The following is a 26,261-nucleotide window of genomic DNA, read 5'->3' as shown; positions in this document are numbered from 1 at the left end:
CTATCACCTCTGAGTAGTCAAATTTATCTATGACGGCAGGACATAACCGTATTCTTTTCTTCTCTGCTCTTCTTTCTGCTGCTTCTCCATCGCCTTCAAACCGATTTCCGTCGCCTCGCTCGGATTAATAACGAAAACGCCGTCGTCATCCCCCACGATTAAATCGCCAGGCTGAACGCTTACGCCAAAAACGCTGACAGGCGTATTGACCTCACCTTCAAGCTTAAGCGTCCGCGTAGTGAGCGCGCTAATTCCCTTGGAATAAACGGGAAAGCCGAGCCCCGTAATCGCGCGAACATCCGCAGCGCAGCCGGAAACGACGACACCCGCAACCTTTTTAGCAATCGCCGCATAGGTTCTGAATTCCCCCCAGCAAGCGCGCTGCTCATCGCCGGACATGTCAATAACGAGCACATCCCCGGGCTGCACCAACTCCATAGCCTTAGTAATGGCGCTGGAGTCAATATGAGGAGTACGCACCGTTACAGCGTTCCCCAGCAGACGAATCGGCCTGAACAGCGGCTGAGCGCCGTGCAGGAAACCGAAGTCTGTCAAATGACCGATAGTAGATGGACTAATCTCTTTATATAGCTCCAGAAGCTCAGGCGTTACGCCTTGTACCCTTGGTTGAATACGAAACATAAGTGATCTCTCCTATCTTTAACATCCTTAATTATCCGCGACTCGTTAGCTGCGCTTCCTTGCTCAAGCCCTGCGCCTGATGCGCCTCTGTCAAAACATGAAAGGGATTCGCCACATCTCCTTGGCCGTAAGGCATGCTGCCCGGCACGCGCAGCGCCTGCTTTTTCAGGAGCGGACGCACAATCTGCTTCCAAGGCCAAACAGCCTTAACGAACAGCGCGTCATTCAGAACTTTGGCTACCTCATCCGGCACATCCGCTTTCTGAATAGCTTCCTCCAAGCATGTTTGAAGCTCTTTCCACAAGGAAGCTTCGCTCAAGCCGTAGTATTGAGAAACGCTTCTCAATATCGCATAGCTGTTCACTTGAATGCCGAGCATTTGGAAGAAAGTCAGCAGCTTTTGCGGCTGATCGTGATACAGCGAGTTCGGATAACCCGCACGCAGCGTATAGGCTGGGTCCTCAAGACCGTTTGCGTTTAACCAAGGCACATGCACACGCAGCGCATCATGATCGCGAAGCAGCAGCCCTTCGATTTTGCCTTGCTTCCAAACCAGCACACAGTTTTGACCGTGCACTTCCGGCATCATGCCGAGTCGGAACAAGCGGAAGCAGATCTCGAAGTAGGACACCAGCACTTCACGGAACAGCTGTACGGCAGCATTGGCACTTTGATCCGATCCAATCAGCTTTAGCCACTCATCGAACATATGGCCATTTTCCACGGATTCGTGAACCGATAGCGCCGACATGGGCAGCAGGCGAATAGCAGCATCCTGCACAAGCTCCGCTGGATACTCCCGAATCATCGTTGATAAATGTCTTGGATAGTCGGCGAACAAATCCCGATCTTCCGGTAAATACGCCCACCATTTTGTTTCATCGCATAAAAACAGCTTTTGCTTCAGCACGATATCCCGCTCCACGGCTTGTCTCATCAAAGACTCCGCTTGCTGACCGTTCATCAGCTTAATCGCCGACAAATAACGAAGTCCGCCTAGTGAATAAATGCCTAACGGCAATTTCACATGATAAGAGCTCTCATTTTCCGACATTAAGGAACGTACGGATGATGTTGCGTAGAAGGTGCCGGTTTCTGTCTCCAAAGGAATGCAGATCTTCTCTTCAAGTTCCTTTGTAATCTGCTCTGGCAAAATAGCGGACATCTGCCACGGATGCACAGGGATAGCCGTATACGCGCCTTCACCTAGACCCCGTCTGTCGAGCTCAGCATTAATCTGGTTTCGTTCTTTATCCGAAAGCAGCAGGTCTACAGGGAATAGCTCTTTCCCCTCCTCAAGCCCGGATACAACGTAATCTTGCTTCACGGCCATCCAGTTCAGCTTGATCGGACGGCCGAATTCAGCCGTGTAGCTGCTGCATTCATCATAAGCCCATCCTTGCTTCACTTTGGACACAGGATGAAAGGGTCTGTCACGGTAAGCTGCCTTCCGTTCTGCCTCCAGCAGAGAAGCCGCCTGCGGCAATCCGAGAATATGCGAACTCGGCTGCTCATTTTCAAGCGAAAATGAGGTTTGCAGCAGTGTTTGTTCGATCATATGCAGGAACTTGACAGCCCCATATGGATCGACCGCCACCGGGTCATTGGTGTACAGAGTCACAACATGCCCCATTAGCTCCAATGGACCGAGCCTGGCCATATCCTTTCCTTGGCTCACTTTGTACACACCGTAAGAAGCTTCAAAGCGATAAAGCTGTGTGATTGAGGTGCTCACGGGAAACACAATCACAGCATCCTCCAGCTTCCACCGGTATACGTGCGTTGCCTGCGCCACTTCGGTTCCGAGCTGCTCCTGAACGATTTTCAACTGACCATCCTTTGAAGCAATTGAAGCCCACTCTTCTTTGGATAAAAGCTCTATAGACTCGTGACCATCTAGAAACTGTTCCGCCAGTAAAGCATTCACCAGATCTTCCATTACCCGTTGTTCAGCCTTATGGCCCGTAAGTTTATTTGCCATTATACACGGCCTCCTTGTGAGAAACGATAATGAGCTAAGGGATTCGGAACATGCTTCGGATCGACTTCCATGTCCTTCCACAGCCTTCTTCGAGCTAACTGTTCGATCCGAATTGTATCGGAGAAGAGATCATATTTCTCAAAATTAGCCTCATGCTCGGGGTGTTCCTGTTGATACTGCTGAATGACATCGGCAACCAGCTGCCAAAACTCCGACTCCTCAAGCCCATATCGCTCGTTCAAAAATATCCCGATATTGCCTAAACACACAAAGAAAAAGGCGCTATGCAGAAAATCTTTTACTGCATCCAAATCATCCGTTTGCATATAGGAATGACGGTTGATCGCCCGATGCGCTGCAGGTTCTAAGTTCAGATCTGGACAAAACTCCGGCTGTGGAAGCTGCGCTTTGGAGAACCGCAGGCCATCGTGGAAATCCTTCAATGCCAATCGAGCAGGTAGACCGTCTTTATGGATGAGCACGATATTTTGAGCATGAGACTCCATCGCCAGTCCATGCGCATACAGCATGTGAATAAGCGGAGTTATAGCAGCATCAAGCAGTTGGCGCGTCCATGCTTTGAGACCATACTGCTGCACCCACGGATCAATGTATGGCTGCTGACCGTCTACATACGTAACTGAGCTCAGCGGGATAGCGGCTTCGCCGTCCTTCAAGAAGCGATGTACGCTTTGCCTCCACACAACCCCCAAGTTCCCGTAAGCCTGCGGCTGCAAGTCGGCTGGAAGCTTATCATACTCATAGGTGATGCCTGCAAATTCAGCCAGCAAAACAAGATCAAGCTTCTTAGCCGTCTCATCTTTCTCCGTCAATGACAATAACCAACGTGAAACAAGCGGCGCATTCAGGATGGTGTGCTTCGCGAGCATGCGTCTGGTCGATGTATTCGTAATATTCAGCGCCATTTTCAAATACGCTTTCTCTTTGTTCGACTGATTCGCCCAACTGCGAATAGACTGCTGCGCACGGTACACATCTTCCCCATGACCGAGCTTTACAATCTTAGAATCCGCTAACTGCTGCTGAAATGCGGAGGTAATCATGTGCTCATACTGCCATGGATGAACAGGCATGAAGAGGTAATCCGCCGCATTCAGCCCTTTTTCGATCAATATCGCCTCGAACTGGCTATCTACTTCATTGCCAAGCTCACGCTGGATAATGTCCCGATAATTTTCCCCTTCCAAAAGTGAAAGCTGACTATCGGACTTGGCAACAGCCACCCATACAGGCTGCAGGTCTTGATTAAACTCAGGGCCGTACTTTTCATTCTCCTCTAGGCTAAAGCCAATCCGGGATTTATAGCACGGGTGATACGGATGTCCGTCCAATAGGCTCTCCAACTCGTCATAGCTGCGCTGCTGCCCCGATTGCGGCACGGATGCCCGGTAAGCTTGTGCCTGCACATCTTTTACGAAGGTGCTGTGCAGCTCTTCAAGCAGCATGCCCAGCCGTTCTTTATCTGGCTGAATTTGGACAAGTACTTCCAGGACGAACTGAGACACTTGCGCAGCGGCCCATTCTTCATTCCCCTTTTGGCGCTTGATCGTATCTCTGGCTAAACGGATGCGGTCAAACGTCATTTTTCGTTTCGCATGAAAACGGAAGGTAACTGTCTCCCCGTCAGCCGCTTTCCCTTGCAAAGCAAGCTCCCCGTCAAATCCGGCAGCCGGCACTCCGCTCAAGGGGATGGCAATTTCCTCATAAAGAACGGCTTCAATTAACTGTCCAAGCACTCGTTCCTCTACTTTTTTATCCAAATCAGCTTGGCTTGCAGGTACCCGTTGTGTCGTACTCATTCGCTACACCTCATTTGATTATTTCCTGACCGCCTACCAAGGCAGCCGATTCCTTACGTGGCGTGATGTGGGGAAACACTTTCATTTTCATCCATATGTTACTGATAATAAGCAATCCGGCTGCACACAAGAAGATCATCGGCAAGCCGAAGTTCGACGCTATGACTCCCATACCAAGTGATCCTGCCAAGCCGCCAAGCAGCACAGCGCAATTGACATAACTGTATGTCCGGCTCTCCATGCCTACCGGTGCATACTGCCGAATCAGCACATTCATCGACGGCATCATGCCGCCAATGCAAGCGCCGGTGCAAAATCTTAATACAATTAACTGCCACAATTGGTGGACAAACGCCTGCGGGATCGAAAACACAATCGCGCCAAGTACCGCATAGATAAAAATACGATGCGAACCGAATTTGTCGCCCAGCTTGCCCAGATACGGGGCTGTAATCATATTGGCAATCCCCATGGATGCTGAGGTAATTCCTGCTAGAACGACCAGATTATCAGATCCAGTCGCTAAGTGCTGTACGTACAGCGGAATGAGCGGCAGTGTGCCGATCATTGCCGCCCTTAATATGGCGGAGGAGATGAAAAGCGAGGCAATTGGCTTTCTAGCCACAATCATTTTAAAATCCTGAATCAAATCCGTTTTCTTCTCGGTTTTTACTTTCTTCTCGAACGTTTCCTTAACGCCGAAAATGACGATCAGTGCTGCTACAAAAATGCTGATGCCGGTATAGAAGAATACCTCTCTCAGACCGAAATGGTCGGCCATCAGACCGCCTAGCAGCGGTCCGCAAATCGTACCGGCTACCGCCCCGGAGTGTAGAATACCCAGCGCATATCCGCTGCGCTCTTTGGGCGTATTCGTGGCGGTAAGGGCGATAGCAGCCGGTCCAAATCCGGAAAGAACACCATTGAAGAGGCGCAGCAAAAGCAAATGCACAGGGCTGGTTGCAATACCCATCAGCGTAATCGTAACGGCCATGCCAATGCCAGATCGGACGAGCATGACTTTGCGCCCATAGCGGTCAGCCAACTTCCCCCATAGCGGAGAGAAGAGAAAGGCCGTTAGCAGATTCGCTCCATAGATCAGGCCGGACCAGAAAAGCACTTTTTTCGGATCCGTAAGCCCAAGATCTTGCAAGTACAGCGGTAAAAAGGGGGTAATGCTGCTCGTTGAGGCCATAGCCAGAAATTGACCGACATATAAGATGTACAGGTTGCGTTTCCATTTCTCCACAGCTATACCTTCATCGGATTAGGGATATCAACAAACAGCGGTCTTTCCCCCCTAGATAAAAAGCAACTTGTGAAGTTGGCTTTGGCAGGCAAGCTTTCGCTATGCAGTAAATCGTTAATATAAGGAAGCATTCTTTCGTCTGCTCCTGAACGCTCTTGCTGGAGCACATTCTGGACAATGCGCCAATAATGCTCCTCGCCTTCACGACTGTATGCCGCTAACGTATGGACCAGTGAACCAAGATGGTTCACGAAGAAATAATATTTCGTCCTCATCCAAGCTTCAGACTCTTCGTACAGCACAGGGCTGCTCTCTGCCAGCAGCGTCTGGGTCCATCCTGCTTCCGTTGCTTTGCGGCGGTCAATGCTTACGCCTTCGAGGTCACGCACATAGAAGCAATCGGGCATGCCATTCTTCAAGGACACTAGCGAATTTTGCAAATGTGCCTCGAAGGAAATTCCCTGCTCGGCCAACAGGCGCAGCAGCGATACCATCGAAATTCGCAAGTACGCAGCCAGCCATTCACGCAAGTCAGGCAGTGTTCCCTGCCCGCTTAATTTCATTGCCTGGATCAGTTTAGGCTCCGTTTGACCTGGCAAGCTTTCTAACACCGAGGCCAGCACGTACGTAGATGGGTTCGGAAGCTCCATTGGACGATAAATGACCGTGAAACATGCTGACCATTCCTCAGGCATCTCCGCCAACCTAACGCTGCTGTAACCCGTCTCGGAAAGAATCTGGAAATGCTCGTTGTTGCACTCCTTCTTAAGATGATGCAGCACTCGTGCCGCATCCATCGTCCGTTCTGCTTGCTCCTGCGTATTCTCGCGCAGCAGATTCGTGATGCGAACATGCAGCGGCAACTTGAAGCCGTAGCCTCCTGCCGGTTCCCACACTGTTCTTACCGAAGAAGTCGGATATACGACAGGACCGCATAAACCAAGACTGATGATATCCGACTGCTTCATCCTCTCCTGGACTTGCGGCTGACGCATCACATACACCGCTTGCCATGGATGCATAGGCAGCAACTTGTAGCTTCTTGCTGCATTACCTAACTGCTGGCGGGCATGCAATATCGCAAAAGGCGGAAGCGCCAGGACTTCTTCGCCATTCAGCCACTCTTCATGCACCAATTCCTTGCGGACTGCGAAATAATGCAGCTGAAAGGAAGCGCCCATCTCAGGACTGTAAGCAGCAAGCTCGCTAAAATCAAAGCCTTCCGTGCTTTTCGGATAAGGATGAAACGGATGACCGGTATAGAGCGACTGCTCCGAGCGGATGCATACCGGTTTCCAGGCTAGCTCCGCTTCTCTTTGATTAAGAAAATGCTCCATGTACTGGCTCATCTTCCGGTAACTATTCTCGATTCGGGATCTAACCCGCTGTTCGTCACCATGGCCATTTTCAGCCTTTTCACGGATTCCCAGTTCTGTAAGCAGCAGCGTAAGCAATCGCTCCATGTCCAGCTCCCGAAACACACCACCGGATATCGCTTCATAGAAGAACGATCCATACGTATGCTGGCCAATAGCCGAGTAATACGTCATAGCACCCGTAATCGTTTTGCCGATCATCGGAAGATGAAGCATAAACGGATCGCCTTGCTTAGGAAAAGTATCGATGAAATATCGTAAACCGGGGATTGCTGCCCTTGGGTCTCTTTCCCCGGTCTCTCTCAAATAGCTATTTAGTAATGCGCGTATGGTCGCTATTTCCGCCAGCTCCGTGCTTTTCGCGGCTGCGTCCGTTTGCTGTTGTAACATCCGTGGTCGATCTCTCCTCTCTCTACCGCTCCGCTCACGCATCCAAAGCTGCGCAAGCCGCATGAACAGCTTCACTGAACAAGCGCGCAATCTCATCCAACTGCTGCTGCGTAACGATCAGTGGCGGCAAGAAGCGCATGACGGAGGAGTGTCTGCCGCCGACCTCCAAGATTAAGCCTCTGTGGAAGCATTCCTGCTGTATCCGTCTAGCCAGCTCAGGATACTGGGGATAATGGCCGAGTCGGTCCAACGACGCTTTCGCGTTGACGATTTCTACGCCGACCATTAAGCCTCTTCCACGCACATCTCCAATGCAGTTCACATCAAGCTTCAGCTCATTCAAGTGATTGCGCAGATGTTGACCAAGCTTCTCCACTTTGCCAGGAACATCGTGCTCCTTGATGAATTTCAGTGTAGCAAGACCGGCTGCCATCGCCATCTGATTGCCCCGGAACGTGCCGATATGCGCACCCGGCTTCCATACATCCAATTTGCTATTGTAAATGACGACCGATAGCGGCAAACTTCCGCCAATCGCTTTGGACAGTACCAGGACATCCGGAATGATGCCGGCATGCTCGAATGCAAACAGTTTGCCAGTCCGCCCAAGTCCAGTTTGCACCTCATCGATTATGAGTGGAATATTCCGCTCATGTGTAATTCTCCGCATTTCGCGAAGCCATTCCACAGGTGCAGGAATAGACCCTCCTTCGCCTTGCACGACTTCGAAAATCATGCCGGCAGGGGAAACAATGCCGCTTTCGGGATCGTCGAGCAAATTTTCGATATAACGGGAGGAAAGCTCATGCGTCTGTTCTCCGCCAACGCCGAACGGACAGCGGTAGGCGTAAGGGTATGGCATAAAGTGTACGTCCGGAATAAGGCCGTTCACCTTCTCTTTCTGCCCAAGCGTTCCGCTAAGACTCATAGCCGCATGCGTTGACCCGTGGTATCCACCTTGGAAGGACAGGATGCTGCGGTTGCCCGTAGCTGTTTTGACAAGCTTAATCGCAGCTTCGATGGCGTCTCCGCCTGTCGGACCGCAGAACTGGATGCGTGCATGCTTAGCGAATTCCTCCGGCAAGCTGGCAAACAGTTCATCCACGAACTGCTCCTTCAGCGGAGTTGTCAGATCCAGCGTGTGCAGCGGTCGCTTGCTGTCCAGCATCTCCTTGATTGCCTCAACGACAACAGGATGATTGTGACCGAGCGCAAGTGTCCCGGCACCAGCAAGGCAATCGTAATACACCTTGCCATCCATATCTTTTACGTAAATTCCCTCCGCTTCTTGTATCGCAATCGGAAGCCTTCTAGGATACGATCTCGCATTGGACTCCCGCTGCGATTGGCTTTCGAGATAACGCGTATTTTGGGACTGTTCCGTGACAGTAAGATTAACCATTATTGCTTCACTCCTTCAGATGTTGTTTGTTTTGATCTCATTTTTATGATAATGATAATCATTATCAGTTAACACAATCAGCATACCAAACAAGTCCGAATACAGTAAATTCTCCAATCAGATAATATCACTACTCCGATTGAAGCATGACCTGATCCTCATTGCCCCCATATTGAAGTATTTTCTTCACCGTATAAATAAAATCTGCGCCTGATACATCGATATCAAGCGCTTTTTTCATATTCTGAATATGTTTCTTGACCGTATTTACGCTCACATAAAGCTCTTCCGCTATTCGTTTAATCGAGTAATGGTTGCACAACATCTCGGCAATTTGCCGCTGCCTTTCACTCAAGCTATCCATTTTCCCGATTTGCGGATCATCTCCATCATTCTCACCGCTCGCCACCGTCTGCGAAGAAAGCCGATTCTCCAGATCGGCTCCCCCATACTCTATCGTGACTTTCACCGAATCATTCATTTTCAGCCGCATGACCTGATCAACGACAATTTGATGCAAATCGACCAGTTTAGCTCGCGCCAATTCATCCTCGGCACTGGAATCAATCGTCAATCGCACTTTGGTTAAAGTCATATTTTCTCTCTCCATCCGTATATAGTAGGCGAGTCTCATACTATTGTCTCTATACCGTCAGCAAATTTTCTTGCAGGAAAGCTTCCTCTATTTCATCCAATATAAGATCAATAGCGATAGGTCCGTAATATCCGATCCACATTGTCGTATTGACCGCGTACACTTGATTGGCTTGTACGGCCCGGAGACCTTGCCACGCCTCGGTTTTGTGATATTCACCGATCAGTTCTTTATTGGAATCGTCCGTTAGAACTAATAAACGATCTACATGTTGAAGCGACTCGAGCGAAATCCATTTGCTAGAACTCTCGCTATCATTAGCGCAATCTGGAGCTTGAATCCCTAGATCGCTGTACAAGATATCTGCTGTGCGATGTGCAGTCGTGTGAAGCCTTATCTGCTGATCGCGCGGCCTGATAAGGGCAACAGTCTCGCCGCCCAATCTGCTTGCCAGCGCTTCCCGCAGAGCAGCCAATTTATGATGATACGATGCCAGTACGTCAGGTACCTCCTGTTCTTTGTCCAAAATCTGCCCAAACGTTTGAAGCGTAGAACGCCAATCCGCATTCCGATCCAACAACAGCGTTGGCGCAATCTGAACAAGCTCGTCATACCTATTCGCTTGAAACTCTGTGCAAATAATAAGATCGGGCTCAGCCAGCTTAATCGCTTCGAGATCAGGCTTCTCCTTAGTCCCCATCAATTTGATGCCACTCAGCTGATGAGAGACATAGGCAGGGAATTCCGATACATCCGATGTAGCAATAACGGTGCCAACAGGCTGTTTCCCGAGTGCTAACAGCTGGTCGATATATTGCGCATCCAGTACAACAATTTTCTCCGGTATTTTGTCCAACAACAGCTCACCTTTAAGATGAGTGAAAGTTCGAGTTGTATGTAAAGCGGTAGCAGCAGTCCTTTCTGAAGTCTCTCCGACTACTGCCGAGGACTGCACCAAAGCTCTTTTCGTATGAGCTGTCCCCCCACCCACTTGAGCGCTTACAGCAGCCGGCCCTGAGCATACACTAAGGAGTAAGGCAAGCGAAAGCATGAAGCCAATGGCAATAGAAGACTTTGGACTTGAGTAGGCATAGGCCGCCATACCTCCACCCATTTCTTGATAATGATATTCATCCTCACCTAACCCACTATACTTATGCAATTTACTGGGAACAATGGGCAATTGCGACAAAACCAATGGATTTTGGCGACGGAAATCAGCCTGACCAGACTGCTCTCTAAACCGGCCAGGAGAAACACCCACATGCTTTTTAAATAGTCGACTAAAATAGTAGCTATCCGCATATCCGACGTCCTCTGCGATTTCGGCAATGGGTACTTCCGTATGCTGCAGAAGCGATTTCGCCTTCCCTAATCGAACCTGCAGCAAATATTCCATCGGCCCCATACTTACCTTTGCTTTAAATAGCCGCTGCAGTTGCCGTCCGTTGCAATCCAGCAGATCTGCCAATCCCTGAAGCGTAATTTGCTCGGCATAGCGTTCCTGCATATAACGAATCGCTTGACCGACAGGCTCCGGACCTGTCATTTCGCTGCCCTGCTCTTGTAGCTGCTGCAGCATCTCATAGACAAACTGATGAAATAACGCTTTGACATGGAACTTTTCCAATGCGCCAAGCTGCGTCCATTGTTGATGCATGTCTTCCATCTGTAAAAACAAAGATAGCGAATGCTGCGGCATAAATCCAAACTGCAATTTAAAAGGATTGCTTTTCTCCTGCAGTCGCAGCAGATCTTTCCTGGCAGGAAGCGCCAGAACTGCTTTATAAAACACCATAAAATACTCAAAAGTCTCCAAGACATTGACAATATCAAGAAAGGTGCCTTTGCCTGCATGACAAACATGACATTTATCCGCCGAATACACGCTATTATCAAGCAGCAGCTGAGCCCTCCCCCGTGATGCATATAGAAAAACACTCGCTGGAAGCTGATAACCATGTATACTTTCACCTGGTTGCATTATCGTACGACGCACGTCTAGCACTTTCAGTGCCGCATGATTCCAAAGCATGATTTGCTCCTGAAAAGACAATTCCCGTTCACCTCCTGGTATTTGTTGGATGATTACCTATTCACTAGTTTTATTATATTGATAGTGATAATCAATATCAATTGTTTTATATGAAAAACCCTTAATATCCATTCCTCTCCAGTCCAAAAAGAAAAAGGCTGCCCTGAAAGTCATCACATGACCGAGGGAGAGCCTCTTCAAATTATCGGCAAATACTATGGATTACTTGTAAAATTAATGCCGATTACTCCTGTTATTTTCGGCAATTGATCAGTTTTTTCCCAAATAACTGGATTTTCTACCGCTAATTTCACCAGAACTAGTAGATTTCGCCTAACTGCCGACGATTTAGCAGGAGTTTCTACCACTATTTCATCCCCTGCCACAGAGCAGCTTAGAATAACGGTAATTTTTCCATCTATACCAAGGTAAGGCCGCCCAAATGGATCGTCTCTTTGGAGCGGGACCCCTGAGTGGATGGATTACTTGTAAGTAACGCCGAGTAAACATTATCCGATTAATGGAGCCGCCTGCCCTAATATGCCCTCTACCTCGTTCCCTTCCTTGCGCCAATACTCGATTCCGCCTAACATTTCTTTCACTTTAAATCCAAGCCCCGATAAGCGGGCTGCACCTTTCGTGCCTCCATTGCATGCGGGTCCCCAGCAGTAGACAACAATCACTTGGTCTTTGGAAAAAGCAACCGTGGTCTTTTCATTAATCTGGTTTGAAGGCAAATTGATGGCACCAGGGATATGACAGTCCGTATACGCCTTACTGCTTCTCACATCGATCAGTAAGAAATCATTGACCCCATGCTGCATATCATAGCTCACATCCGCTACATCTGTTTCTACCGATAATTTGTTCATATAATGGCGATGTACAGCCTCTGGTAAGGCAGCAGGTGTTTCAAGTACAAGCGATAATGCAGGTTGATTATTCATAGTGAATACCTCCATTTGAGTGTTATTTTCAATCGTTGAATGACTTGAATTGACTATAACACGATCCCAAACCATGGAGTTATCGATAGAATTTGAACCTATACTTCATTCATTCTGATAATTAGAATCGTCGAGAACGTCTAAGAAGCCGGTAAACGCTTTGGACTGCCACTTTTTCTTCGAGTAAATAAGCTGTGTATAGAACTTAAAATCTGGATGCACAAGCGGAATCGCGATAACCCGGCCCCTCTGAATATCTTCAGCAACAACGATGCGCGGCAATAAGGCAATGCCAAGTCCGTACATGACGCACTGCTTGATTGCTTCTAAGTTTCCAAACTCATAAGACAAGGAATAGGGTATTTGATTACTTTTGAGTGTCCTGAGCAGCATAGCCCTGTACGTGCAGCCCTCTTCCGTTAAAATTAACGATTCTTTTTCCAGATCTCCAATCTGCACTTCGTTTACACGGGCAAATTTATGTTCAGGACTAGCGATCATGACCAGCTCTTCTTCCCTTAAAATGCGGCAATGAAGCTCAGGGTCTCTAAAAGGCGGGTCCAAAATGATGCCCACATCGAGCGTCCCCTCTTTCACAGCTTCAATAATGGAGGGCTCGTTGCCCGGTTGAATCGTCACATTGATTTCCGGGAAATGTTGGCGGTACGTCTGAAGATGCGGCGGAAGAAAAAAAGCGGCTAACGTTTCTATCGTGCCAATCGAGAGTATGCCTCTGGACTGCCGTGACACGACCTCCTTTGACTCCTCATGGAGCCTGTAGATGTCATTGGCATATTGTAGAAGCGCCTGGCCAGCAAGCGTCAGCTTCATACTTCTGCCGAATCGTTCTACGAGAACGGCTCCGTAAGATTCCTCCAGCTTTTGAATTTGCGTCGTAATACTCGACTGCGCATACCCGAGGACTTCCGCAGCGCGTGTGTAACTTCCCCATTTGGCCACTTCCCGAAAGGTTTTTAAATACGTTAATTCCACTATGAATCACCCTTCTTTATGTAAACATATTATCTACATCGTACCACACATGGCACATAAAAAAGCCACCGAACCTCGGCAGCCTTCATCTTTCTAGTTGCTATTTATAGGTTTTTGGCATAATGGGGTTTACTATAATGACTAATGCCCCCAGAGCCAACCAGTACTCGGCCGCCTTTATTGAAAGTGATTAATTTGCTTAACCCGTTATTCAGCAAAACCGTCACTTTGGCCTGATTAGCCGTCGCAATATAGATGATATATCCACCTCTGCCTATCACCGTTCGCCAGTTTTTATCGAATTCCGATCTCGCGACCCGATTTGAATACACCTGGTTTTCCAATCTAGCTGCCTGCGTTTTTCTCATGAAACCTCACCCGCTTCCTACTAGAAATGCGATTCCATATATCGTATGCAAGAGTTCTAGTTTGGCATGGACAGGTTTAGCTGCGGACGATAGAGATTATTCATTTTTAAAAATGCGTGTAAATCATACTTAAGTGTCATTGCGATCACATGATTGTCCTGCATGAAAATTAACAGCTTCGGGCTGTACGTATCCGACTGACTCACAAATAAGACAACTTGCATAACCGTTCCCTTTAACCATGGATTGTTGATCTTCAAAGGTGGCGCAAGCTCAATTTTTATCGCTATTCCGCTTTCTGGCTCGATGTTCAAAGAACCTACAGGCCCGTCAATGGCTGTTAGCCACTTCTCAACTTCCCTTTGCAGGTTAGCCGAATGAGGAATCGTCTTCATCACCTCACCCTTACGAATGTCAAACACCTCCGCCCCGTCAGCAGCCGAAACCGGAATGTAGCTAGCGTTCAACAGCACAATAACCATCCACATGCACATAAGCATTTTCAAAATACTGCCCTCACATCGCCTCTTATTTGCAGTTAGCTTGTCCAAAACATGGAAGATTACTACAGGTGGCCAATCAAATCCGGGAGCCTGTCCCACTGCTCAGTAAGCCAATCCATTTCCTGCAGGAACCGCGCCGGGACACCGGTCTCCTCATAAATCTCCGTGCGAAGCCACTCGAATCCCACCCCTCTCCCATGCACCAGACAACACAGCTCGAGCGATATCTGTAACGATTTCCTCCAGCACTTGGTTGATCTCGATCATCGTTTTTGCTCCTTGTCCTGTCACCGACATGTGGGAATAACAGATACTTGGCCGTTTATGCAGCAAATCCTCCAAGAATTTGGGAACTACAGGGCGCTAATTTGGCAAAATAGGCATGTTTCCCCCATGAATTTGAACTACAGGGTCTTATTCGCCCCCGGGAATGCCTATTTAGGCCGGAAACGGCAAAATAGAGGATCGTAGTTCCCTTCCCCCTGCCAAATACCTGGTTTCGGCGAAAATAGCGTACCCTAGTTCCCCTCGGGGTACAAAAAACCCCGGAAGGTCTTTCCAGACCTTCCAGGGCTGTCCCTACGCCTCTTCTCCCGTCTTGGCGAACTGCGTGCTGTACAGCCGCGCATACAGCCCGTCAAGCGCCAGCAGCTCGCGGTGCGTGCCCCGCTCCACGACGCTGCCCGCTTCGATCACCAGAATGTGATCGGCGGCCAGCACCGTGGAGAGCCGGTGCGCGATCACGAGCGTCGTGCGCCCTTGCATCAGCTCCTCGAGCGCCGCTTGCACATAGGACTCGGATTCCGAGTCCAGGTGCGACGTCGCCTCATCGAGGATGAGGATGCGCGGGCGCTTCAGGATCGCGCGAGCAATCGCGATCCGCTGGCGCTCGCCGCCGGAGAGCCGGTGCCCGCGCTCTCCGACCATCGTGTCGTACCCTTCGGGGAGCGACACGATGAAATCGTGGATGTAGGCCTGGCGGCACGCGGCCTCCATCTCCTCACGCGTAGCGTCCTCCCGCGCGAAGCGCAGGTTGTCGCCAATCGTCGCGTGGAACAGAAACGATTCCTGCGTCACGTACGCGATTTGCGCGCGCAGCGAAGCAAGCCGAGCGCCGCGGACGTCCACGCCGTCGACCTCGACGATCCCCTCCGTCGGGTCGTACAGCCGCGCGATCATGCCGATCAGCGTCGATTTGCCGGCCCCGCTCGGCCCGACGAGCGCGATCATCTCGCCCGGCTGCGCCTCGAATGTGACGTCCCGCAGCGCGTACTGCCCTGGCTTATAAGCGAAGGAGACCCGTTTATAAGCCACTCGCCCCGCCACTTGGCTCAGCGGCCGCGCATCAGGAGCATCCATGACATCGGGTACCATGTCCTGGTATTCAAAAATCCGCTGAAACACGCCCAGCGCCGTCCCTACTTCTACCTGCAGGTTCAGCAGCGTGCCTACAGGCATATACAAGCGGCCCAGATAGGCCGAGAAAGCTACGATTGCCCCGAGTGACATGCTGCCGGAGATAACCGAAAAACCGCCATATAAGTAAATGATGGCTGTACCTAGCGGTCCAAGCGTACTCGTCGCCATCCCGAACCAGCGGCCGACTAGATTGAGCCGCAGCTCCAGATCCATCACTTTCTGGTTCATCGCCTTAAATTCAGCCTCCTGCTGCCGCTCCCTGCCGAAAATACGGGTCAACAACGCTCCGGAGATGCCGAAGTTTTCACTTAGCTGCGAGGTAATATCCGATCGCACCTTTTGTGTTTCGATGCGGAGTGCCTTGCGCAGCTTGGATACTTTTTTAACCGGCATCATAAAAAGAGGAAGGATCAGCACAGCGATAATGGCTAATTTCCAATCAAGAGCAAACAATATTCCAATCGTTGTCGCAACAATGACTAGCTGGGTGATGGAAGACACCACAAGCGAGGTTACAACCCCTTGAACGGCCTGCACATCCCCCGTGATCCGCTGTACGATTTCGCCTGATCTGGCATCCGTGTAGAACGCCATCGACTGCCGCTGCAAATTTTGAAATAACGTCAGCCCCAAATCCCGAATAACCCCCTGCGTTACTTTTGTGTTGAGATGATTTTGCCATACGCCCAGCACACCGCTCACGACTGGGAGCAGCAGCATGAGCATCGCCATCTCGGCTAGCAGCTTCATACTTCCTTGCGGAATCGCCTGATCGATGATCTCCTTCATGACCAAAGGGGGGATCAATCCGACCACTGCTGCAAGCAGCGCCAGCCCGATAATACCTAGTAGTTGTCCCCAGTATCCCCGGAACAATGTCAGAATTCTTTTAACCGAAACATCCTTCAGCTTTGCCTTTGGCCTATCCCTATCAGATAGACGTCCTCCACCGCCTGGTCCCAATTTCATCACTCCGTTCTGTTACTCACTCTGTGTATGCGAGGGGAAATGCATGCCGAATCGCTCTCGCCGCTTCATCCGCCATATTCATAACCCTGTAAAGCGACGTCGTTTGCAAAATATTATACTGCCTAGGGCCATCCACGTTGACAATTGCGGCAATTGTATAATCACCAACATGCGGTAAATCTTTGCCAACCGACTTGCCTGGCGCTAGGGGCTGATTCGATACTTGGTACATACCTACCGACAACTTCTGGCCCAAACAAGCATCTATCGCAATAACGACACTGCCCTGCGGAATTTCCTGCAGCCGTACCGCGATGTTACTAGCATCACAAGGTGCTTCCAACGTCCCTATGACATGAGGATATCCAAATTGGACGAGCTTACTTCCTACTAACGGTCCCAAGGCATCGCCGCTTGAACGATCTGTCCCAATACATACAAAACAGAGCGCGCTCGGCTCCATCTCAGATGATTTACCAATGGTTTCAAGAAAGAAAGCCAACTGCTCGCCATTCATTTTTTTCCAAAATTGCTCCCTTGTATCTAACGTTTCCCCCATCTATCATTACCTCCTCTTACAAGCTTCCAGCAAAATTTCCCCCTATCAAGGATGAATGATATAATGCGATCAACTTCTATTCTTCCATAAGGAGGTATCCTGTGTCCACTCTCGGCATCATCGCTATTCTGACCCTCCTGTATTGGTTATACGTCACTGTGGATGTGTTACAAGGTTTGCCTTACCTGCGAACGCTGCCTAAGTCTAGCTCCACCCATTTCCCGGACAAGCCTCCGCTCGTATCCGTCATCATCGCAGCCAAAGAAGAGGAAACGTCAATCAGCGAAACCCTCAGGCATCTACTTTCCCAAAATTACCCTCGACTCGAGATCATCGCCGTGAATGATCGGTCCAAGGATGCTACTGGCGTCCGCCTGGAGGAGCTTCGCAAATGGTCAGAAGGCAAGAAAGACATCCGTACCAAATTGCAAATCATTCACATCACTCACCTGCCAGATGGTTGGCTTGGCAAAAACCATGCGCTATACCAAGGGTATCTCCAAGCTAGAGGACAGTACTTGCTGTTTACAGACGCGGACATTCTTTTTGCCCCGGGTACGATATCCGATGCGGTTACATATATGAAGGAACAGAATGTGCACCATCTCACACTAACCCCGAATATGATCGCACGAGGCGCTTTACTCAAGGGGTTCGTCCATTTCTTTCTGTTCTCCTTTTCTTTATTCGTTCGACCTTGGCGTGCGAATGTCGACACCGCTAAGGGGCCGGGCATCGGGATCGGAGCCTTCAATATGGTAAGCCGGAGCGCCTATGAAGCGATTGGTAGGCATAAAGCGATCGCGCTAAGACCTGATGATGATCTGCAGTTAGGTATCTTCCTTAAGAGAGCAGGTTACCGCCAAAGAGTGCTGTCCGCCAAACACCTGCTTCAAGTGGAATGGTATCGTTCGCTCAAAGAGGCGGTTATTGGACTGGAAAAAAACCTTTTTTCCGGCTTTCGCTACAGCTACTTCGTCGCCTTGCTCGCTTGTTTGGGACAGATCGGCTTTTTTATAGGCCCGTGGCTTGGCCTCTTCTTCCTCTGGGATTGGCGCGGAGCCGTCTATGCCCTTGCTGTTATCCTGCAAATCTGGCTGTATCGCAAGCTGATGTCCCGATTAATGAGCCTCAGAGGTGATTCCGCCTATCTGCTTCCTGTCAGCGCTTCGCTGCTTGTTTACACGATGGTTCGCTCTGTTTGGCTTACTTGGAAACAAGGCGGCATTTACTGGAGAGGCACCTTTTATTCGCTTCGTGAATTAAAAAGAAGTGGAAGGTAGCCCCTGGAGAAGCGCCAAATAAGCGTTACTCGACAGAGCAAAGCTTACCCTCACGGTTTGTGGCATGATCTTATCGTTCTAGTGAACACGATTCATTCGTACAACCCGATAGTACAAATGGTTGCTCGGCTCTTGTTCCACTTCCAAATACCCCTCAGCATGAACGTAATCTCCCGTTATAAACGTGGAGGCGTCTAATGAATTGGAGTGTGTGAGGAACAGGAGCGCAGCTTTATCGTTGCCTACGACGAATCCGGTTTGTTCTTTAATTTGAAATTTATCTAAAATCTTGCCATGATGTGATCTTGCGATATGGTGAAACTTCCAAGACTTGTCCTCTTTAATTAGAAAATACAAGACGCGATTCTTGTGATTGTTGTTAAATTCCCGCGTAACACCAATCATACAGATTTTTTCGCCTAGGCTTAGATACTCATCGATTACATAAGATTTCAAGCGCAATCGCAGCACATTTTTGTGTTGAATATAGGCTTCCATTTCTTCCACTGTTCGTTGATCTCTCGGATCTTGCTTCGTTGCGTAAAATACTTCTTTTATAAACGTATCCGTTTGCAGGCTTCTTGCCCCTTTGAAATGATTGTACGTATGGAAAAACTGCTGAATAACTTCCCGAACCTCACCTGGCATTGCAGGACCCTTATCCACGGAATACATGCTATCTGCTATACTCGAATGTCTCTTTTTATGAAACCAGCTCTTCCAGACACCTAATTGCATGTGCTCGTGTTCACCTGCTCTTTCTATCTTCCAAACATTTCTTCATTATAGGCTAAAAACCATAAAATTTCGATAAAAATCGCATTATTCTGCGAACGAAAAAAAACACCTGCCTTCTATGCCTTTCATTCGAAAGAACATAGAAACAAGTGTTCGATAGACCTATCCTTACAGAACTCTTCTCGCTCCGACATACCTTGCGCTCCAATAAGCGCTCGAAAGGCTATCCACAGCCACGCCTCTGGATGTAGTCGCTGAAATGAATCGATCATTACCAAGATAAATGCCCACGTGATTCACTGTTTTTGAAGCAAAAAACACTAAGTCTCCGGCTTTCAAATCCGTGACTTTCGTACCTGCTTCACTGTGCATCTCCGCTGAGGTGCGAGGCAAGTCGATCCCCTTCGCTTGATACAAAAACCGCACAAAACCAGAGCAATCAAATCCTCTCGGTGTTGTACCGCCCCATACATAAGGCACGCCCATATAGGAGTTTGCCGTTTGAATAATTTGCTCACTCACAGACGGAACAACAGGAGCTACGGGAGCGGCAACCTTAGGGGCTGGCGGAGGTGCAATCCAAGCTGGTTTGTGCGATTTTCCATCCACATCCACAATCGCGATCTGGTTGGCTTCATTCCATTCAATTGGTGAACCGAAGGTTTCCGTGATGAAACGCAGTGGAACATAAGTGTTCCCTTGGTACACGGTTGGACTGCTTTCCAAGCTGATCTTCTTACTGTTCACTAGCGCTTGTTGTTGCTCTGTTACCAGTAAGATTGACTGCTGCTTGTTAACCAGTGTGACCTCGATTTGATCCTCTTGCTTCTCCCAGCTTACCTGATAGCCAAGCTTCTCAGATAACACCCGGAGTGGAACTTGCATGATGCCTTTGTCATCAATGTAAGGCTGAACTTCCGGAAACTTCAGCAGCTCATCATTGACTTGAACTTTTACAGGTCGGTCCGTAGGCGCTGAAGCGGCCTGAGCGGAGTGCGCTGTAAACATCGGTACTGCGGCGCATAAAATTGCGCATGAACAAATAAGACGCGAAAAAAAAGATTTCAAAATCTTGCCTCCTTGACGCCTCCGAGGTTAGTTGACGGGTTCGGGAAGAGGTTTTCCCTAGTACGCTCAGCTAGCAGCGCTCATTCACCCCAAATAAAGAAGTCCCCCGTACCAGAGCTTTTGATGCTCCGAGATTCGGCATTTTTTGTCTATGTTAGACTATCATAGTTTAATTGGTACGTACAACCTTTGCAAAACGGTAAGTTTTACCAATGAAAGTTGTCGCATAATGCATACATCTCACTCAACATAATACGCAACAAAAAAACCACCCCGTCGGGTGGTTTTGCTGCTAAGAGTAGCCAATTACTGACAGCGCACGATCGCTGACTATGTTCAAAGTTTCCAGCTCTGAGGCGGATAATGATAATGAGGCTGCTTTGATATTAATTGCAAGGTGATGCTCATCCTGTGTGCCTATTATAGCCGAAGTAAGTGCTTCCTGGTGCAGCAGCCATGCAATCGCGATCTGAGTCACGTTAGCGTCCTTGGAATCAGCCAATTCTTTCATGACAGCTAAAAGCTCTTTCTCCGCCTCCAGATGCTCCGGAAGGAACAGCCTTCTCTCCTTGCGGAAGTCTCCTTCTTTCAACGTCTTTCCATGGAGATGGAAAGCACCTGTCAGAATCCCCTTGGCGATCGAGCTATAGCTCATCACACCAACGTTATGTTCCTGGCAAAAAGGCAAGATCTCTTGCTCAATGGCTCTGTGCAGCAAGCTGTACTCTGGCTGAATCACATCGATTTGCGCATAATTCACTGCCTCTTTCAGCTGCTCCAAAGAGAAGTTCGAAACACCGATGGCACGAATCAAGCCTTCTTTTTTGAGCTTCACAAATTCAGCAAGTGTATCCTGCACCGGGATCTCAAAACTCGGCCAGTGGATGTAATACACGTCTATGTAATCTGTCTTCAGCCGTTTCAAGCTGTTTTCCGCTGATCTCCGTACATCTTGACGAGCTAGATTGCTTCGGCTCACCTTCGTCGTAATGATGCATTGGTTGCGTATATCTGCCAAAGCATCGCCAACGATCTCTTCCGAGTGTCCATTGCCGTAACCTTCAGCCGTATCAAACGTTGTGATACCCAGCTCGAATGCTTTACGGATGAGCTCGATATTATTTTGGTCGTTTGTGAACTCCCATGGACCTCCTCCGAGCTCCCAACAGCCAAAGGTTATGTTTGAGATGTCAAAACCCGCATTTCCAAGCTTTTTCGCCTTCATAGTCGTCGACCTCATTTCATTGATATCGTCTCACGATAATGCACACGTTAACAAAATAAGTATACCGCTTTCATCTGCTTTTGCCAAGAAATGTGCGAGCTCAGGCATCCAGCCGTGCAGCTTTCCTTAGCTGCAAACGGAACTACATGGCCTCTATTTACCTTTTTAAACGGTACAATCACCGATTCGTGGGAACTATGGTCCGCTAATACGCCGCTTATGGAAATAAACTCGCCTAAAAGAACAAATAACGCCCTGTAGTTCCCCTTAGTCGGGGAAACAGGTCGATTTGTCCGAAATAGCGGACTCCAGTTCCCTCTCCCCTACACAGGATTACTCAAGTTGTCTTCACGGGCGGTCGAACCCTCTGGGGTTCTCTTCCTTCCCCGTAACAAAGAAAAAGCCACCCGAAGGTGACTCATTCTTTGTGTGAAGCGGGTGATGGGAATCGAACCCACGCTACCAGCTTGGAAGGCTGAAGTTCTACCATTGAACTACACCCGCGTATTTATCGGGATGACACGATTTGAACATGCGACCCCCTGCTCCCAAAGCAGGTGCTCTACCAAGCTGAGCTACATCCCGAAACGCTTGTAACTTAATAAAAATGGCGCGCCCTGAGAGATTCGAACTCCCGACCTTTTGATTCGTAGTCAAATACTCTATCCAGCTGAGCTAAGGGCGCTTAAAATATGGAGCGGAAGACGGGGATCGAACCCGCGACCCTCGCCTTGGCAAGGCGATGCTCTACCGCTGAGCCACTTCCGCACGGTATATCATGCATGTCACTTGATTTCTTTCCCAGAGGCGACAAGGAATAATATATCAGGATTTGAGAACAAATGCAAATGTTTTTTGTTACCAATGCATTATTTTATAAAAATACCGCCAAAAGGCAGCACTTCCCGGGCAATTCTCCGCAACAAGCTGTCATTTTTCATATGTTCATCCAACTTGCGATCCGACTTGCATGGCTGCAGCAGCACATGTCCATGCCCCGTCATCTCCCAATGGTAATTCATATGCTGACTCGCTAAGGTATTGCCATATACACTAAGTCGCAGCTCCGCATTCCGCGGATACGCAATAAGACAGCTAATATCTACATATAAAGGCTGCTTCGGATCCAACGCCATCTGATACAAGGGACCAGCGGTCAAAAGCCCCAACGTTCCTGGCCCTTTGAACTGCATTTTCACGAGGTCTTGCGTGATCAGCGTATTTTTAACGTTTTGCAGGTGAGAAGTGAAGCTGACACCCTCCGTATAAAACAGGACATGCCGAAACTCATACAAAAGATCATCGTCATCGCCAATGGGCACCACAGACATACTGTAGCCTTCTGGCAAGCCTAGCATGAGCTGAGCAGGACCGCGCACGCGCGACTGGATCAAACGTTTTTTGCGGTACATGCTGGGCAGCTTCATCAAAGAATCCTCTCTTTGCTCGGACTTCCCTTGAAAAGCTACAATTTGGTTCGGATGCAGAACATGAATGGATTCATCCTGCTCGATGCGCAGCGTGGCCATTTTTGCGTGTGAACTTGCCTGTTCGAAATTAACTTCCACGCTCTCAGACCTCCTATCTCATTTGACGCTTCTGTCTCCGCCAGACCACATACCGAAACACCCGTCCGAGTACAAAATACAGTACTACTAGCACAACCACCGCGATAACCATATTCGTTATCTTACGATTCCGTTTCTCTTTATCTAACGCAACTTGTTCCATGGCCTTTAAGCGCTCTTGCAGGAGTTCATTTTCCTTTTGCAGCGCTTCGTTTTGTTGAAGGAGCTTTGCCTCGGTTTCCTGCGAATGCCGAATCGTTTCCGAGAGCTTGTCCTTTTGCTCCTCTAATTGCTGTTTCGTTGCCTCGTAATCTTTCTGAATCTGCTCCACATTCTCAGGCAGCTGATAGATATCTTTCACCCGATCGAGCCAGGAGGCTTGGACTGCAGAGGAAGGGAACATAAGCCCTACCCCAATCACTAGAACACCGATCACATGACCAATCGCAGAAATAGGACTTGTCCTCATCGCCTTCCCTCCCAGCTATTCGACATTTCCTTCTATTTTACAGCATAAATCACCCCTTCACCACTCCTATCGCCTTTACAGGGTAACGCAAAATAGTTTTCATTTTCGAAGGATCCATCTTCCTCGGATCAGATAAATAGATTTCATGGTGGAGGCCGCTAATGCTTACATGGCTCGTCTCCATAAATTGATACATTTGACTTAGTGTTTCAGGCTCGGAAGCATACGGACCGATATGCAGCATCTGCACACAGCTTCCTTCATGCAAACTTTCAAATTGGATATCCGAAAGCAGCACTAGCTCTTTTTTCTTGCCTAAAGCTTTAACTCGGGCTTCCTCCACCTTCTCTGGTGTTACAAAATCGGGCATCCTGATCAGCAGCTTCCAACACCACAGCTCCTTCGGCACCTCCAGCGCGTTCCGGTTATCTCCATCTATCCACCACAAGCCCTCCAGCTTGGCTACAGTGAAGTCTTTCTCTTCCATCTTATAAATGCCCTTAATGCTGTAAGAAAGGGTGTAGAGCGCCTCAGTCGCACTTGCGAAGACATCTCCGTTCGGGTCCCCAGTTCCTTGGATCGTCACATACCAAATGGGTTCAAATTCAATAAGCTGCGGTTTGGTTGGGGCTGTATAATAGGATTTGTAGGTTCTGGCTAAATCTAACTTTTCCATGCGGCACTTCCTTTTTTTCTTTCAGTATATAAAATAAACCCTGACAGCTATACGTCAGTAAACATAGAAAAAACCTACCCTTCGCTATGAACAGCGTAAAAGTAAGTTTTGGTCTTCATTAGTATCGTATGTAATTATTCCCCGGTTGGTGGAGTGAAAGAGCGCTGTGCAAATTCCGCATCCAACATGAAGAAGGCGTTGCTGTCTTTGTCGATTCGTTTCAACTTACTAATAATGCTGTCGAACATCGCTTCTTCCTCTACCTGCTCATCAATGAACCATTTGAGGAACTGCATAGTCGCATGCTCACGATCGTTGAGTGCCAAATCAGACAGATGGTAAATACGTCTTGTGACTTCCTGCTCATGCTTGTAGGCATGCTCAAAAGCGTCGAGGATCGATTCATACTCATTCACAGGCGTATCCATGCCGGCGAAGGCAACCTTTTTCCCGCGATCATTAATAAATTTGAAAATCTTCATTGCATGAAACTTCTCTTCTTCCGCTTGAACGATAAAAAAGTTCGAGAACCCATCCAAGCTTTCAGCTGCACAATAACCAGCTATGGCCAAATAGACGTGCGCGGAGTAAAATTCATAGTTCATCTGCTCGTTGAGAGCTTCCGTTAATTCATCTTTTAACATGATGTGCTGCACATCCTTTCTGTATGGTTATCTTTTGCAAATCCCCATACATACAAGATTACCAGAACTTCATATACAAATACAAACGGAAGTCATAAATTTTACAACGGTTACCATTTAGGCCATTACGGTTTCAGCCTTAGATTCAGCAATAATCTGTTTGAGCTGCGCATATAGTAAGTCAGGCGAAGCGGCACAAACTAACTCCTTTTTACCGATCATCGCGATGCACTCTTTCTTGCAATGCTTGCAATTTCCCAGGCAATCCTTCTTCTTTTGCTTCAGATCAGGGTATTCATTTTTCAACGACTTATATATTTGTTTGGATCCGAATTTATCATTTCTACAGCAGTATTTAATCGTTTTCATGTCTTAACCTCCACCGCTCATATATACCGCCTATACCTGATATTAATGATAATAATAATCAATGTCAACACTAATTTGGTATGGATGTACAAAAAAGAGCTTTCCTAACTCCTATAAAAGGAATTAAGAAAGCTCTTTGCGATGCGGTCAAGAGGACTCGAACCTCCACGGGGGGTTAGCCCACACGGACCTGAACCGTGCGCGTCTGCCAATTCCGCCATGACCGCATAAAACGAAAAAAAAACTGAGTCATGTAGGATTCGAACCTACGACACCCTGATTAAAAGTCAGGTGCTCTACCAACTGAGCTAATGACTCAAACTACATAAAAAATGGCGGAGCCGACGGGATTCGAACCCGCGGTCTCCTGCGTGACAGGCAGGCATGTTAGGCCTCTACACCACGGCTCCACACAAAATAAATGACCTCATCAAGAGGTTGGTTGCGGGGGCAGGATTTGAACCTGCGGCCTTCGGGTTATGAGCCCGACGAGCTACCGAGCTGCTCCACCCCGCGTCGTTAAAAAGGGAAAAATGGAGGCTGACGGGATCGAACCGCCGACCCTCTGCTTGTAAGGCAGATGCTCTCCCAGCTGAGCTAAGCCTCCATGGGAATATACTACTATGGTATTGATGGTGACCCGTAGGGGACTCGAACCCCTGTTACCTCCGTGAAAGGGAGGTGTCTTAACCACTTGACCAACGGGCCTCGTAAACAGGCTTTTCTTCTGTAAATCGTACTTTAGGTGGCGGAGAGAGAGGGATTCGAACCCTCGAGACGCTTGTGACGCCTACACGATTTCCAATCGTGCTCCTTCGGCCAGCTCGGACACCTCTCCATGAAAGCCTGGCATAGGATAAAAAATGGCTCCCCGAACAGGACTCGAACCTGTGACAACTCGATTAACAGTCGAGTGCTCTACCAACTGAGCTATCAGGGAATACTGCTTGGCAACGTTCTACTCTCCCAGAAC

General features: G+C 48.6%; 24 protein-coding genes, 12 tRNA genes and 1 riboswitch. Of the genes, 1 reads left to right on the top strand and 35 read right to left on the bottom strand.

The window, feature by feature from the left end; translation table 11 throughout:
- Positions 1–27: 27 nt before the first annotated feature.
- From AC58UW_RS25905 to yyaC, 15 genes are all read right to left on the bottom strand, one after another.
- A complete protein-coding gene (locus tag AC58UW_RS25905; protein ID WP_497423444.1) occupies positions 28–642 on the bottom strand; it encodes an RraA family protein in 615 nt (204 codons plus the stop codon).
- A gap of 31 nt (positions 643–673) precedes the next feature.
- On the bottom strand, positions 674–2,623 hold the full coding sequence (locus tag AC58UW_RS25900; protein ID WP_497423443.1) for an IucA/IucC family protein: 1,950 nt from the start codon (positions 2,621–2,623) through the stop codon (positions 674–676).
- A complete protein-coding gene (locus tag AC58UW_RS25895) occupies positions 2,623–4,443 on the bottom strand; it encodes an IucA/IucC family protein (protein ID WP_497423442.1) in 1,821 nt (606 codons plus the stop codon). Before AC58UW_RS25895 ends, AC58UW_RS25900 begins: the two co-directional genes overlap by 1 nt.
- Before the next feature lie 10 nt (positions 4,444–4,453).
- On the bottom strand, positions 4,454–5,692 hold the full coding sequence (locus AC58UW_RS25890; protein WP_497423441.1) for an MFS transporter: 1,239 nt from the start codon (positions 5,690–5,692) through the stop codon (positions 4,454–4,456).
- Between the two features lie 2 nt (positions 5,693–5,694).
- Complete coding sequence (locus AC58UW_RS25885; RefSeq protein WP_497423440.1) at positions 5,695–7,458, bottom strand: IucA/IucC family protein; 1,764 nt, start codon at positions 7,456–7,458, stop codon at positions 5,695–5,697.
- Between the two features lie 34 nt (positions 7,459–7,492).
- Positions 7,493–8,860 carry an aspartate aminotransferase family protein gene (locus AC58UW_RS25880; RefSeq protein WP_497423439.1) on the bottom strand — a complete coding sequence of 456 codons (1,368 nt, stop codon included), beginning with the start codon at positions 8,858–8,860 and terminating at the stop codon, positions 7,493–7,495.
- Positions 8,861–8,990: 130 nt separating this feature from the next.
- Positions 8,991–9,455, bottom strand: coding sequence for a helix-turn-helix transcriptional regulator (locus AC58UW_RS25875; RefSeq protein ID WP_497423438.1), 465 nt, complete (start codon positions 9,453–9,455; stop codon positions 8,991–8,993).
- Between the two features lie 49 nt (positions 9,456–9,504).
- Complete coding sequence (locus AC58UW_RS25870) at positions 9,505–11,511, bottom strand: helix-turn-helix domain-containing protein (RefSeq protein WP_497423437.1); 2,007 nt, start codon at positions 11,509–11,511, stop codon at positions 9,505–9,507.
- Positions 11,512–11,705: 194 nt separating this feature from the next.
- A complete protein-coding gene (locus AC58UW_RS25865) occupies positions 11,706–11,876 on the bottom strand; it encodes a hypothetical protein (RefSeq protein WP_497423436.1) in 171 nt (56 codons plus the stop codon).
- A 123-nt stretch (positions 11,877–11,999) separates the two neighbouring features.
- Positions 12,000–12,437 (bottom strand): rhodanese-like domain-containing protein, encoded by a 438-nt coding sequence (locus tag AC58UW_RS25860; protein ID WP_497423435.1) that lies wholly within the window; start codon positions 12,435–12,437, stop codon positions 12,000–12,002.
- Positions 12,438–12,542: 105 nt separating this feature from the next.
- Complete coding sequence (locus tag AC58UW_RS25855) at positions 12,543–13,430, bottom strand: LysR family transcriptional regulator (protein WP_497423434.1); 888 nt, start codon at positions 13,428–13,430, stop codon at positions 12,543–12,545.
- A gap of 104 nt (positions 13,431–13,534) precedes the next feature.
- Positions 13,535–13,798 carry a hypothetical protein gene (locus AC58UW_RS25850; RefSeq protein WP_497423433.1) on the bottom strand — a complete coding sequence of 88 codons (264 nt, stop codon included), beginning with the start codon at positions 13,796–13,798 and terminating at the stop codon, positions 13,535–13,537.
- 56 nt (positions 13,799–13,854) lie between these two features.
- Entirely contained in the window at positions 13,855–14,304 is a 450-nt protein-coding gene (locus AC58UW_RS25845) for a hypothetical protein (protein WP_497423432.1), read from the bottom strand.
- A 576-nt stretch (positions 14,305–14,880) separates the two neighbouring features.
- Positions 14,881–16,596 carry an ABC transporter ATP-binding protein gene (locus tag AC58UW_RS25840; protein WP_497423431.1) on the bottom strand — a complete coding sequence of 572 codons (1,716 nt, stop codon included), beginning with the start codon at positions 16,594–16,596 and terminating at the stop codon, positions 14,881–14,883.
- A 109-nt stretch (positions 16,597–16,705) separates the two neighbouring features.
- Complete coding sequence (gene yyaC, locus AC58UW_RS25835) at positions 16,706–17,248, bottom strand: spore protease YyaC (protein ID WP_497423430.1); 543 nt, start codon at positions 17,246–17,248, stop codon at positions 16,706–16,708.
- Positions 17,249–17,349: 101 nt separating this feature from the next.
- Here yyaC and AC58UW_RS25830 point away from each other — a divergent pair, with 101 nt between their 5' ends.
- Positions 17,350–18,531 (top strand): glycosyltransferase family 2 protein, encoded by a 1,182-nt coding sequence (locus AC58UW_RS25830; protein ID WP_497423429.1) that lies wholly within the window; start codon positions 17,350–17,352, stop codon positions 18,529–18,531.
- Between the two features lie 78 nt (positions 18,532–18,609).
- On the opposite strand, the gene AC58UW_RS25825 is transcribed toward AC58UW_RS25830, so the two are convergent.
- The 20 genes from AC58UW_RS25825 to AC58UW_RS25730 all read right to left on the bottom strand — a co-directional run bounded on the left by AC58UW_RS25825 (position 18,610) and on the right by AC58UW_RS25730 (position 26,228).
- The gene (locus AC58UW_RS25825) at positions 18,610–19,206 is read right to left on the bottom strand and encodes a hypothetical protein (RefSeq protein WP_497423428.1); all 597 of its coding nucleotides are present in this window, start codon (positions 19,204–19,206) and stop codon (positions 18,610–18,612) included.
- 231 nt (positions 19,207–19,437) lie between these two features.
- The gene (locus AC58UW_RS25820) at positions 19,438–20,337 is read right to left on the bottom strand and encodes a C40 family peptidase (protein ID WP_497423427.1); all 900 of its coding nucleotides are present in this window, start codon (positions 20,335–20,337) and stop codon (positions 19,438–19,440) included.
- A gap of 1 nt (position 20,338) precedes the next feature.
- Positions 20,339–20,488: riboswitch (cyclic di-AMP (ydaO/yuaA leader) on the bottom strand.
- A 141-nt stretch (positions 20,489–20,629) separates the two neighbouring features.
- Positions 20,630–21,562, bottom strand: a complete 933-nt coding sequence (locus AC58UW_RS25815) for an aldo/keto reductase (RefSeq protein ID WP_497423426.1) — start codon at positions 21,560–21,562, stop codon at positions 20,630–20,632.
- A gap of 433 nt (positions 21,563–21,995) precedes the next feature.
- Positions 21,996–22,066 (bottom strand) — tRNA-Gly (locus AC58UW_RS25810).
- 7 nt (positions 22,067–22,073) lie between these two features.
- A tRNA-Pro gene (locus AC58UW_RS25805) sits at positions 22,074–22,147 on the bottom strand.
- A 23-nt stretch (positions 22,148–22,170) separates the two neighbouring features.
- Positions 22,171–22,247 (bottom strand) — tRNA-Arg (locus tag AC58UW_RS25800).
- A gap of 8 nt (positions 22,248–22,255) precedes the next feature.
- A tRNA-Gly gene (locus tag AC58UW_RS25795) sits at positions 22,256–22,330 on the bottom strand.
- Positions 22,331–22,431: 101 nt separating this feature from the next.
- On the bottom strand, positions 22,432–23,130 hold the full coding sequence (locus AC58UW_RS25790; RefSeq protein WP_497423425.1) for an AIM24 family protein: 699 nt from the start codon (positions 23,128–23,130) through the stop codon (positions 22,432–22,434).
- A gap of 13 nt (positions 23,131–23,143) precedes the next feature.
- A complete protein-coding gene (locus AC58UW_RS25785; protein WP_497423424.1) occupies positions 23,144–23,599 on the bottom strand; it encodes a hypothetical protein in 456 nt (151 codons plus the stop codon).
- Positions 23,600–23,648: 49 nt separating this feature from the next.
- On the bottom strand, positions 23,649–24,275 hold the full coding sequence (locus AC58UW_RS25780) for a GyrI-like domain-containing protein (protein ID WP_497423423.1): 627 nt from the start codon (positions 24,273–24,275) through the stop codon (positions 23,649–23,651).
- 134 nt (positions 24,276–24,409) lie between these two features.
- Positions 24,410–24,919 carry a ferritin gene (locus AC58UW_RS25775; RefSeq protein WP_497423422.1) on the bottom strand — a complete coding sequence of 170 codons (510 nt, stop codon included), beginning with the start codon at positions 24,917–24,919 and terminating at the stop codon, positions 24,410–24,412.
- Positions 24,920–25,036: 117 nt separating this feature from the next.
- A complete protein-coding gene (locus AC58UW_RS25770; RefSeq protein ID WP_497423421.1) occupies positions 25,037–25,288 on the bottom strand; it encodes a DUF1450 domain-containing protein in 252 nt (83 codons plus the stop codon).
- Positions 25,289–25,430: 142 nt separating this feature from the next.
- Positions 25,431–25,515 (bottom strand) — tRNA-Leu (locus AC58UW_RS25765).
- A gap of 18 nt (positions 25,516–25,533) precedes the next feature.
- A tRNA-Lys gene (locus AC58UW_RS25760) sits at positions 25,534–25,606 on the bottom strand.
- A 15-nt stretch (positions 25,607–25,621) separates the two neighbouring features.
- Positions 25,622–25,698: transfer RNA gene (locus AC58UW_RS25755), tRNA-Asp, on the bottom strand.
- 29 nt (positions 25,699–25,727) lie between these two features.
- Positions 25,728–25,804, bottom strand: a tRNA-Met gene (locus tag AC58UW_RS25750).
- 18 nt (positions 25,805–25,822) lie between these two features.
- A tRNA-Val gene (locus AC58UW_RS25745) sits at positions 25,823–25,895 on the bottom strand.
- A 26-nt stretch (positions 25,896–25,921) separates the two neighbouring features.
- Positions 25,922–25,996 (bottom strand) — tRNA-Glu (locus AC58UW_RS25740).
- A gap of 38 nt (positions 25,997–26,034) precedes the next feature.
- Positions 26,035–26,126: transfer RNA gene (locus AC58UW_RS25735), tRNA-Ser, on the bottom strand.
- A gap of 26 nt (positions 26,127–26,152) precedes the next feature.
- Positions 26,153–26,228 (bottom strand) — tRNA-Asn (locus AC58UW_RS25730).
- Between the last annotated feature and the right edge of the window lie 33 nt (positions 26,229–26,261).

The organism is Paenibacillus sp. J22R160 (assembly GCF_059692135.1).
Note: the sequence above shows the minus strand (reverse complement) of the source record. Positions and strands in the feature narration are given on the sequence as shown.

Coding starts and splice junctions, on each gene's coding strand:
- AC58UW_RS25815 (WP_497423426.1), bottom strand. CDS start 21,562: ATGAAGGCGAAAAAGCTTGGAAATGCGGGTTTTGACATCTCAAACATA.
- AC58UW_RS25880 (WP_497423439.1), bottom strand. CDS start 8,860: ATGGTTAATCTTACTGTCACGGAACAGTCCCAAAATACGCGTTATCTC.
- yyaC (WP_497423430.1), bottom strand. CDS start 17,248: ATGGGGGAAACGTTAGATACAAGGGAGCAATTTTGGAAAAAAATGAAT.
- AC58UW_RS25895 (WP_497423442.1), bottom strand. CDS start 4,443: ATGAGTACGACACAACGGGTACCTGCAAGCCAAGCTGATTTGGATAAA.
- AC58UW_RS25770 (WP_497423421.1), bottom strand. CDS start 25,288: ATGAAAACGATTAAATACTGCTGTAGAAATGATAAATTCGGATCCAAA.
- AC58UW_RS25775 (WP_497423422.1), bottom strand. CDS start 24,919: ATGTTAAAAGATGAATTAACGGAAGCTCTCAACGAGCAGATGAACTAT.
- AC58UW_RS25885 (WP_497423440.1), bottom strand. CDS start 7,458: ATGTTACAACAGCAAACGGACGCAGCCGCGAAAAGCACGGAGCTGGCG.
- AC58UW_RS25875 (WP_497423438.1), bottom strand. CDS start 9,455: ATGACTTTAACCAAAGTGCGATTGACGATTGATTCCAGTGCCGAGGAT.
- AC58UW_RS25780 (WP_497423423.1), bottom strand. CDS start 24,275: ATGGAAAAGTTAGATTTAGCCAGAACCTACAAATCCTATTATACAGCC.
- AC58UW_RS25850 (WP_497423433.1), bottom strand. CDS start 13,798: ATGAGAAAAACGCAGGCAGCTAGATTGGAAAACCAGGTGTATTCAAAT.
- AC58UW_RS25900 (WP_497423443.1), bottom strand. CDS start 2,623: ATGGCAAATAAACTTACGGGCCATAAGGCTGAACAACGGGTAATGGAA.
- AC58UW_RS25905 (WP_497423444.1), bottom strand. CDS start 642: ATGTTTCGTATTCAACCAAGGGTACAAGGCGTAACGCCTGAGCTTCTG.
- AC58UW_RS25825 (WP_497423428.1), bottom strand. CDS start 19,206: ATGTATTCCGTGGATAAGGGTCCTGCAATGCCAGGTGAGGTTCGGGAA.
- AC58UW_RS25860 (WP_497423435.1), bottom strand. CDS start 12,437: ATGAATAATCAACCTGCATTATCGCTTGTACTTGAAACACCTGCTGCC.
- AC58UW_RS25785 (WP_497423424.1), bottom strand. CDS start 23,599: ATGAGGACAAGTCCTATTTCTGCGATTGGTCATGTGATCGGTGTTCTA.